Consider the following 8,069-nt stretch of genomic DNA (forward strand, 5'->3'; position numbering starts at 1 on the left):
AATGGCGAAATTTCTTTCGACAACCGGCACCAACTATCACCTTGAAGAACTGATCAAAGGCGCATCAGACCGTTTGATACTGATCAGCCCTTTCCTCAAGCTCAACGACCGGATGAAGGAGCTGCTGGCCGATAAAAACCGTCTGAAAATCGATGTCCGTATCGTCTATGGCAAAAGCGAGTTGCAGCCGCAAGAGATCGAATGGCTGCGCGGCCTGAGCTACATACGCACCAGCTTCTGCAAGAACTTGCATGCCAAGTGCTACATGAATGAAGAGATGTGCATCATCACCAGCCTGAATCTGTACGAATTCAGCCAGGTGAATAACAACGAGATGGGCATCCTGATTCAGCGCAGCGACGACGGGCAGCTCTACAAAGACGCCTACGAAGAGGCGCAGCGCATCATTCGTATCAGCGACGAGGTGCGCATTTCTCTGGAGCGCGTCGCCAGCAGCGATCCAGAACCTGCGGCAACGCCAGCTTCGGAAGCCTCTGGCACCGACAGCGAAACATCCAGTGCCGACAAGCTGCCATCGTCCAAGTTGGCTCAGAAGTTCGGACTTAAAACGGCACAACTGCTGGACCGGGCCACCGAACTGGGCTATCTCTCGCAGCAGGGGGACAAACACGCGCTCACTGCCAAGGGTGAGCAGGCTGGTGTGGAGTTTGTCGCCAAGTCCCGCTTTGGCCCTTACTTTCTGTGGCCGCAGGATTTGGCCTTGAACTGACCCGCGGCGACACGGGGTCACGTCTTGGGACAAACGCGTCAGGCGGCGAACACGGGCAGCTCATTTGGAGCCCATCGGCAAACCTCAGCATTAGGCGGCGGATATCCTTGTGCGATGCAGCCTGAAAACGTCCTCCAGTTCTGGTTCACCGAACTCACTCCCCAGCAGCACTTCGCCAAAGACGCTGCCCTCGACGAATTCATCCGCACCCGCTTCGGCCCCACGCTGGAGGCTGCGGCGCGCTGCGAACTGTTCACCTGGCGCGCCACCCCGAAGGCCGGTTGGCAGAAATCTTGGTGCTGGACCAGTTCTCGCGCAATGTGTACCGCGACACCGCCCGCGCCTTTGCGCAAGACTCTCTGGCCCTTGCCCTGGCGCAAGAGCTGGTGGCCAGCGGGCAGGACCGCAGTCTTCCCACGGCACAGCGCGTGTTTGCCTACATGCCGTACATGCACAGCGAATCTGCCGTGATTCATGAGCAAGCCCTGGAGCTGTTTGCGCAGCCGGGCATGGAAAACAACCTGGACTTTGAGCGCCGGCACAAGGCCATCATCGACCGCTTTGGCCGCTACCCGCATCGCAACGCTGTGCTGGGCCGCACCTCTACGCCCGAAGAACTGGCGTTTTTGAGCGAGCCGGGGTCGTCGTTCTGACTCGGGCGCTATCTCAGCCCATAACGCTCCTCTATTGATAGCTGCCAGCGCTTATTCTTCTGGCGCTACAGGCCAATTTCATTCCAAAGTGCTCCCGCAGCAACAAAGCCCATCCATGACGCCTCCGCTCACCCCCACCTTCGCCCATGTGTCGCCCGGCCCGGTGGCAGGGCCGTTGCAGTTGGTGCCCGTCAACGCCGCCGTCGTGTCCGTACACACCGCCGATGGCGCGCATGTGGGTTCCCTCAAGCTGGTTGGCGGGGTGTGGAAGTTCAAGGCCATGGGCTACGACGCGGCCGGGCGCATGGAGCCGGGCCACGGGCCGCTGACGGAGCAGCACAACATGGCGTTCGCCACGCCCGATCCTGCCGAGGTGAGCGCCCGGTTGCTGGGCGCCATGGGAAGCCTCTGAACGAAGGAACGAGCACAAACGAAGCTGGTGGGCCTGGGGCGTGCTCCTGTTCCGGAGGTGCAAACAAGGGCGCGGCGCCTATCGCCCTGCGCGACAGTGCGACTCCCGCCGTGCATCGGCCCCGTGGCTGGGGTGTGTTTTAAAATGACACGTTAGCCGAAAGAACCGTCGTGGCCGCGTCCATGAAAGGCTTTCATACTTGAAACCCAATTGGGGTGAAGATGGACAAGCCTTTCATTTCCCTGTGCCCGGAGATCACGCGGGCCAACGCATTCACTTTGATGGACTGGCTCGAAGACGAGGGTGTCACGCAGTACCTGAGCGATTCGAGCAATGTCTCGCGGTTCATTGCGCAGGCCATCGGCCGGGTGCAGCTGCCGATCCTGACGCATCTCTTCAACCAGGGCGGCCGGTTCTTCATGGCCTACGACCGGCATGACGTTCCCGTCGGGTTCGTTCGCCTGGTCAAGAAGGGCACGGAATGCGAAATGGTCCTGGTCATCGGCAACCGCGACAACTGGGGCCGCAAGCTGGGCGCCAGCGCGATCCGCGAAGGCCTGAAGCTCGCCTTCTTCGACATGCGGGCCGAGAAGCTCATCGCCAAGATCCATCCGGACAACGCGCGCTCGCTCAAGGCGTTCCTGCGCAGCGGGTTCGTGCTGGAAAGCGAGACGCCTGCGATGAAGTCCTTTGTCATGCACTCGGAGCGCTACCTCCGGCTCTTGCGCGAAAGCCCTGCGGCCGACACCACCGACATCTACATCACCGAACTCGACAAGGCCCGGCTCAGGAGCCTGGTGGAGCAGGAACAGGGCGCGACCATTTTTGAGCTCGAACATGAGATCGAGCGCGCCATCGTGGTGGACCCACGGCAGGTGGCCGAGGATGTCGTCACGATGAACTCCAAGGCCCTGCTGCAGGTGGACGATGCGGAGCTGGAAGTGGCCCTTGTGTACCCGGAAGAGGCCGACGACCGGGCCGGGAAGCTCTCGGTGTGCTCGGACATCGGCACGGCCATCCTGGGCTACAAGGAGGGCGATGCGTTCAGCTGGCGGATTCCCAATCGCACCTGCCACATCCGGATTGCAAAGGTGCTCTACCAGCCCGAAGCTGCGGGCCATTTCCACCTGTAGGTTCGCGCAGCGCTGCCACTGCCGTTGCTTCCGACGGCGCTCGCAGGCAGTGCCTGGCCCGTCCTTGCGGCCATTTCGCCGGGGCAATCACTATCTTTTTAAGAGCTGCTAGCGCTTACCCACTAAGCGCTAGCGGCCATTTTGGCATTTAATCTTCCATGAGCGACCGCCCCGCGCTCGCGGTGCACACGAACTCCACCGCTGCTTGCACGGCCGCCACCTGCGCCTCGACGCACTGCACTGGCGAGGCGCTCGGGCTGTCGGGGTACACCTCCGTCGTGGTCGTGTAGCGCGCGCCGCTGATGCCCGCGCACAGGCCCAGCTGCTTCAGCGCGTAGCGGATCACGCCCGGCGCCACCACGGGCGAGCCGATGATTTCGTTCTTTTCATCCGCAGGGGCGATGTGCGTCACGCGGCTGGCGGCTTCAATGATGGCCTGCTGAAACTTGGGCTGGGGGTTGTCGGTGTCGTCGACCAGATAAAAGCCGTCGGGGATGCTGCCGGGCTTGAACACCTTGCCGTCGCGCGCGGCCACGGCGGGGCGGTATTCGGATTCGTCGGTGTCGGTGGTTTCGTGCAGGTCGATGTGGGCAGCGAACTGGCCGTGCCTCGGTGCCACCAGGCGCATGAGGGCCGCGGACTCCTGCGCGGGCGAGGCTTCGCGAAACGCGCGGTTGGGGTCGATGGCGTCGAAGTTCCAGCGCTGAAAACGTTCGTACGCCCAGGGGCTCACACACGGCACCACCAGCAGGTTGGCGCGGCCTGCAAAGCGTTCGGCCTGCGTGTCCACAAACCGCAGCGCGCCGTGCACGCCACTGGTTTCGTAGCCATGCACCCCGCCGGTAACGAGCACGCTGGGCAGGCCGGGTTGCCAGTGGCGGCTGCGCAGTGCCCGCAGGGGAAAGCGCTCTGCCGGGTGCTGGGCATCGGCATAGACCACATCGCCATACATCTCTACGTCGAACCGGCCCCGCAGTGCCTCGATGGCGGTGAGCACGTCGTCGGCGTAGCTGCGCTGGCGCACCTGGCGTGCGCGCCACACGTCGCGTTCTGCGGCGCCCCAGGGCTGGCCGGGCGTGCCGATGGAATAGAGATAGGTTTCGGGCATGGTGCGGGAGCTGGGGGGCGATGCGTCTGTTGTCCGTGGGGCGTTGGCGTGGTGCAACGCGTTCTTAGAATACTCTGCCGCGATTCTTTCCCCATGCCCCGCCACCGCAAGCCCCACCACCACGTCTACGTCGTCGAACTCTCCAAAGACGTGCTGCTGGAGCCGCGCTTTCGCAAGTGCAACCCCGGCTACATCGACGGCAGGCCCTGCGTGTACGTGGGCATGACGGGCCTGGACCCCGACGTGCGGTTTGACAAGCACAAGGCGGGCATCCAGGCCAACCGGTTTGTGACGCGATACGGCCTGCGGCTGCTGCCCGACTTGTACGAAGGCTTCAACCCCATGAACTACGACGAGGCGGCGGACCGCGAGATCGAGATCGGCATCGACCTGCGCTCGGCGGGGTTCGGGGTGTGGCTGGCGTAATGGCCTCGCGGGGATCACCATGCCCATGCCTTGCCCTGTGGGATACTCATCTTTTCATAGCTTCCGGCGCTTGTATATCAAGCGCTACAGGCCGATTTCATTCAATTTCATCACCGCCATGAACTTCGCAGACCGCCTCAAGCAACTCCCTTCCGCCAGCCACCTCACTGCCCTGCAGCTGCTGGGCGCCGATGGCCAGGTGCTGGCCACCATCGAGAACAAGCCGGGCCAGACCGGCTCGCTGGTGGTGTATGCCGCGCTGGCGGCGCTGTATGGCGGGCGCATCACGCCCGCAGCCGCGAGCCTGGGGCTGGAGTGGTATGCCGAGCACGTGGCCGATGCGCGCGCCTTCCCCGGCAAGCATCCCAACATCGACCGGCTGCTGGCCTGGTCAGAGGGCGGCGAGAGTTTTGCGGCGCGCACCGTCGCAGCCTGAGGCGGCACCATTTTGAAAAAAGCGGGTGTGCACACCGGCCGGTTGTCGAAAACGTGCGGGTCCGTTCGTCGTAGGGGTATGAACGCGTGAATGACCGGGGCCATTGACCGCGACGGTTTTGGGGCCCACGCTGTCATTCATCCACCCCTGATTTCCCCCCTTAGGAGACACTGCATGACGACACCCAACACCTCCGCAGCCACCGCGGGCACCGTGACCCTGCACCGCGTGCTGCGCGCCCCCGCCGAGCGCATCTACCGCGCGTTTCTGGATGCCGACGCCCTGTGCAAATGGCTGCCACCCCATGGCTTTACCGGCCGGGTGCTGCGCCTGGATGCGCGCGTGGGCGGCACGTACCGCATGCAGTTCACCAACTTCAGCAACGGCCAGACGCATGCGTTTGGCGGGGAATATGTGGAGCTGGTGCCGGGCGAGCGCATCGTGCACACCGACCGGTTTGACGACCCCAACCTGCCCGGCGAGATGCGCACCACCATCACGTTCAAAAAGGTGCTGGTGGGCACGGAAGTGACGGCGGTGCAAGAGGGCATTCCGGCCGTGATCCCCACCGAAATGTGCTACCTGGGGTGGCAGGAGTCGCTGCAGTTGCTGGCGCTGCTGGTAGAGCCAGAGATTCCAGCGGAATAGAGGCGCAGCCCGCCAGGGCGCTGGTGCCACGGCATTGCACGGTACGCACGGCCCCTGTACGTCCACGGCCGACGGGGCGCATGGGGTGCGCCAGGGTGGCGGTTAGCTCGCGCCACCACGCCACCGGCCCCTTCGTGCGTGCGGTCACCGACCTGCCCGGACCACCAGCGGCGCCCCCTGCGGATGCTGGCGCACAGGCACGGCAGGGCCTGGGCAGGCCTTCACATCACTTCAGCCACTTGTCCGCCGCCTGCTGGATGGCGCCCCGGCCGTCCAACAGGCCCCACACAAAGCCCATCACGCGCACGTAGTCGGCGTCGTCGGTGGGCAGCATGAAGCCCAGGTAGTTCTTGGGCGTGAGGGTGGCATCCACAAACGCGGCGGCCAGGCGCGGGTCGGCCTTGGCGTAGTGCAGGGCCTCGTAGGTCTCGGTGATCATCACGTCGCCCTTGCCTTCGGCGATCAGCGCGGGGATCTCAGCGTTCTTGTCGTGCGTGCTGACCTGCGCGGCCTTGAGGTTGGCCAGCACATACGTCTCGTTGGTGCCGCCGGGGTTCTTGATGACCCGCACGGTGGGCTGGTTCATGGCGTCCACGCTGGTGAATTTGGTTTTGTCGGCCGCGCGCACCAGGGCCACTTTGCCGAAGGGCGCATAGCCCGGCAGCATGTCGAAGATGCGCATGCGGTTGACGTTGCGCGTGACGCCGCCCACGGCCACGTCGAACTTGTCGCCCTGCAGGTCTTTCACCAGGTTGGGCCAGGTGGTGGGCACGTATTCGATCTTCACGCCCAGTTCCTTGGCCATGGTCTCGATCACGTCGATGTCGTGGCCGCTGTAGCCCCCGTCGGTCTTGATGGCGAACGGGCGGTAGTCACCCGGCGTGCCCACGCGGATGACCTTGGCCTCCATGATCCTGTCGAGCCGGGGGCCCGCCTGCGCGGCCGGGCTGAAAGACAGGCTGGCGGCCACGGCGGCAAAGGCGAGGGCAAGGATTTTGTGGGCAAACATTTCTCGGGGTCTCCTGGGGGAATGGGTGGAAGGAACAACGCGGGGCACAGCGCACTGCCCGCGCCTGCGGCCGGGGCACTGTGCCGGCACCGCGCAAGACACTACCGCAAATGGCCAGCAGGCGCAGCACTGCGTGCAAGAAGCGGGCCTTGCAGGCGCGTTGGCATGAACATGTTCATGTTCATGTTCATGTTCATGCGTGGGTGTGGGTGTGGGTGTGGATGGCATGAAGCGCGGGCAGCGGCCGGCGCCTGTCTGGGCCCCGCCTCGCCGTCCACCACCTGTCCGCAGGGACAGGGAGCAGCTTTCGACGCACAGAGACGGGGCACAGAACGAAACCCCTCCGCGCGCCGCCACCCTGGTTCGGCCAGTTGCCAACGCTGCCAGTGGCCGCAGGCGGGGCCTGCGGGCGCTCGCCACCGTCCGCACCAGGAAAGAGGGCCCGGGATTTGGGTTACCCTGCGCCCCACACACCAACCAGGAAGCCGCCATGAAGAAACTGAACGTCACCCTCCAACTGGAAATGTCCGTGCCCGACGACTGGGAACTGGTCGAAACGTCCGAGGGCACGCCCGTGCTCAAGCTGCCCAACGGCGTGTTCATGGACGTTGCCATCGAACCCCTGTTTGCCAGCGATCCCGAAGCAACCTGGAGCAGCACCGACGACGATGACGTGCTCAACGACATCCTCGACATGGTCGAAAGCGAAGCGGTGACCTACGAGTTCGTCACGCACTGATCGCCCCGCTGTGGGTCCACGGCCGGGGCCTGTTCGGCGGCCTGGCCGCTTCGGTCCTCCCATCTGCCGCGCCGCCGGCCACCTGGGCGGCGCAGGTGCGACCAGCGGCAATCTTGCGACCACGGGCAATGAACGGCGGGGCCGCGATGCGATGCGCCTTGGCGCATAGGGCGCACACGTCCAACGCCCGACCGCCAACGCCCGGTGCCCGACACCCCGCCCTTCCCTGTCGCGCACACGCACCCGGCACCGCCCCGTGTTGCCCTGCCCCACCTCCATGGCACGCTTGCGCCAGGTCTTTAGCGCGCGCAAGGCCCACGCAGACTGGCCTGCGTACGCCAGCGCAACTCTGCAGCGCCCAAAAACGGCCACGGCGGCCAGCACCCAGGCTGCGCGACGTAGTACAGCGCCCAGTCGACGCCCGCACACTGCGCCCCCGTGCCACTTGCGAAGGCCAGCGCGCAGGCGCACCCGCAGCGCCCCGCTAAACTGCTGCTTTCCGCGCGCCTGGGAGCCTTGGATGCTTTGAAACCCATGACCTTGGCCAAGGGCGCACGGGTGCATGGCCGCTCGGTGTGGCGGGCTCGCCGGGTGCCAACATCAGTCCTTTGCCCACCCTTCGCTTACCCTCCGCTACGGCCGCCTCCGCCCCCCTCTGCTTTTCACCATGCCCTCTGTCAGCCTCCGCACCGCCCCCGTTTCGTTGAACCGCCGCACGGCCCTGCTCGGCGCAGTGGGGCTGCTGGCGCTGCCGGCCACTGGTGCAGCCGCCACG

9 protein-coding genes and 1 pseudogene are annotated in these 8,069 nt (G+C 64.8%); 8 read left to right on the forward strand and 2 right to left on the reverse strand.

Going from position 1 to position 8,069, the window contains the following annotated elements; genetic code table 11:
* Position 1: 1 nt before the first annotated feature.
* The 4 genes and pseudogenes from ACDELDRAFT_RS06990 to ACDELDRAFT_RS07005 all read left to right on the forward strand — a co-directional run bounded on the left by ACDELDRAFT_RS06990 (position 2) and on the right by ACDELDRAFT_RS07005 (position 2,928).
* Complete coding sequence (locus tag ACDELDRAFT_RS06990; RefSeq protein ID WP_005794936.1) at positions 2–730, forward strand: phospholipase D family protein; 729 nt, start codon at positions 2–4, stop codon at positions 728–730.
* A gap of 114 nt (positions 731–844) precedes the next feature.
* Positions 845–1,383, forward strand: a pseudogene (locus tag ACDELDRAFT_RS06995) (DUF924 family protein).
* A gap of 115 nt (positions 1,384–1,498) precedes the next feature.
* Positions 1,499–1,795, forward strand: a complete 297-nt coding sequence (locus ACDELDRAFT_RS07000; protein ID WP_005794940.1) for a hypothetical protein — start codon at positions 1,499–1,501, stop codon at positions 1,793–1,795.
* Between the two features lie 221 nt (positions 1,796–2,016).
* Positions 2,017–2,928 carry a bifunctional GNAT family N-acetyltransferase/nucleoside diphosphate kinase regulator gene (locus ACDELDRAFT_RS07005; RefSeq protein ID WP_005794942.1) on the forward strand — a complete coding sequence of 304 codons (912 nt, stop codon included), beginning with the start codon at positions 2,017–2,019 and terminating at the stop codon, positions 2,926–2,928.
* Positions 2,929–3,076: 148 nt separating this feature from the next.
* On the opposite strand, the gene ACDELDRAFT_RS07010 is transcribed toward ACDELDRAFT_RS07005, so the two are convergent.
* Positions 3,077–4,036: a M14 family metallopeptidase gene (locus tag ACDELDRAFT_RS07010; RefSeq protein ID WP_005794944.1), complete on the reverse strand. Its 960-nt coding sequence runs from the start codon at positions 4,034–4,036 to the stop codon at positions 3,077–3,079.
* A 93-nt stretch (positions 4,037–4,129) separates the two neighbouring features.
* Here ACDELDRAFT_RS07010 and ACDELDRAFT_RS07015 point away from each other — a divergent pair, with 93 nt between their 5' ends.
* The 3 genes from ACDELDRAFT_RS07015 (at position 4,130) to ACDELDRAFT_RS07025 (ending at position 5,546) form a co-directional block, all read left to right on the forward strand.
* A complete protein-coding gene (locus ACDELDRAFT_RS07015; protein ID WP_005794947.1) occupies positions 4,130–4,462 on the forward strand; it encodes a hypothetical protein in 333 nt (110 codons plus the stop codon).
* Between the two features lie 118 nt (positions 4,463–4,580).
* Positions 4,581–4,898 (forward strand): DUF2322 family protein, encoded by a 318-nt coding sequence (locus ACDELDRAFT_RS07020; protein WP_040328353.1) that lies wholly within the window; start codon positions 4,581–4,583, stop codon positions 4,896–4,898.
* A 174-nt stretch (positions 4,899–5,072) separates the two neighbouring features.
* A complete protein-coding gene (locus tag ACDELDRAFT_RS07025) occupies positions 5,073–5,546 on the forward strand; it encodes an SRPBCC family protein (protein ID WP_005794952.1) in 474 nt (157 codons plus the stop codon).
* A 226-nt stretch (positions 5,547–5,772) separates the two neighbouring features.
* Here the strand turns inward: ACDELDRAFT_RS07025 and ACDELDRAFT_RS07030 are convergent, their stop codons facing one another.
* Positions 5,773–6,555: a transporter substrate-binding domain-containing protein gene (locus tag ACDELDRAFT_RS07030; protein ID WP_005794954.1), complete on the reverse strand. Its 783-nt coding sequence runs from the start codon at positions 6,553–6,555 to the stop codon at positions 5,773–5,775.
* 490 nt (positions 6,556–7,045) lie between these two features.
* Between ACDELDRAFT_RS07030 and ACDELDRAFT_RS07035 the strand changes: the two genes are divergently transcribed.
* Complete coding sequence (locus tag ACDELDRAFT_RS07035; RefSeq protein WP_005794956.1) at positions 7,046–7,294, forward strand: hypothetical protein; 249 nt, start codon at positions 7,046–7,048, stop codon at positions 7,292–7,294.
* The last annotated feature ends 775 nt before the right edge of the window (positions 7,295–8,069 follow it).

The organism is Acidovorax delafieldii 2AN (assembly GCF_000175235.1).
Lineage (GTDB): Bacteria > Pseudomonadota > Gammaproteobacteria > Burkholderiales > Burkholderiaceae_C > Acidovorax > Acidovorax delafieldii_B.

Excerpts from the sequence above, each read along its gene's own strand:
- ACDELDRAFT_RS07015 (WP_005794947.1), top strand. The coding sequence starts at position 4,130 with ATGCCCCGCCACCGCAAGCCCCACCACCACGTCTACGTCGTCGAACTC.
- ACDELDRAFT_RS07020 (WP_040328353.1), top strand. The coding sequence starts at position 4,581 with ATGAACTTCGCAGACCGCCTCAAGCAACTCCCTTCCGCCAGCCACCTC.
- ACDELDRAFT_RS07030 (WP_005794954.1), bottom strand. The coding sequence starts at position 6,555 with ATGTTTGCCCACAAAATCCTTGCCCTCGCCTTTGCCGCCGTGGCCGCC.
- ACDELDRAFT_RS07025 (WP_005794952.1), top strand. The coding sequence starts at position 5,073 with ATGACGACACCCAACACCTCCGCAGCCACCGCGGGCACCGTGACCCTG.
- ACDELDRAFT_RS06990 (WP_005794936.1), top strand. The coding sequence starts at position 2 with ATGGCGAAATTTCTTTCGACAACCGGCACCAACTATCACCTTGAAGAA.
- ACDELDRAFT_RS07010 (WP_005794944.1), bottom strand. The coding sequence starts at position 4,036 with ATGCCCGAAACCTATCTCTATTCCATCGGCACGCCCGGCCAGCCCTGG.
- ACDELDRAFT_RS07000 (WP_005794940.1), top strand. The coding sequence starts at position 1,499 with ATGACGCCTCCGCTCACCCCCACCTTCGCCCATGTGTCGCCCGGCCCG.
- ACDELDRAFT_RS07035 (WP_005794956.1), top strand. The coding sequence starts at position 7,046 with ATGAAGAAACTGAACGTCACCCTCCAACTGGAAATGTCCGTGCCCGAC.
- ACDELDRAFT_RS07005 (WP_005794942.1), top strand. The coding sequence starts at position 2,017 with ATGGACAAGCCTTTCATTTCCCTGTGCCCGGAGATCACGCGGGCCAAC.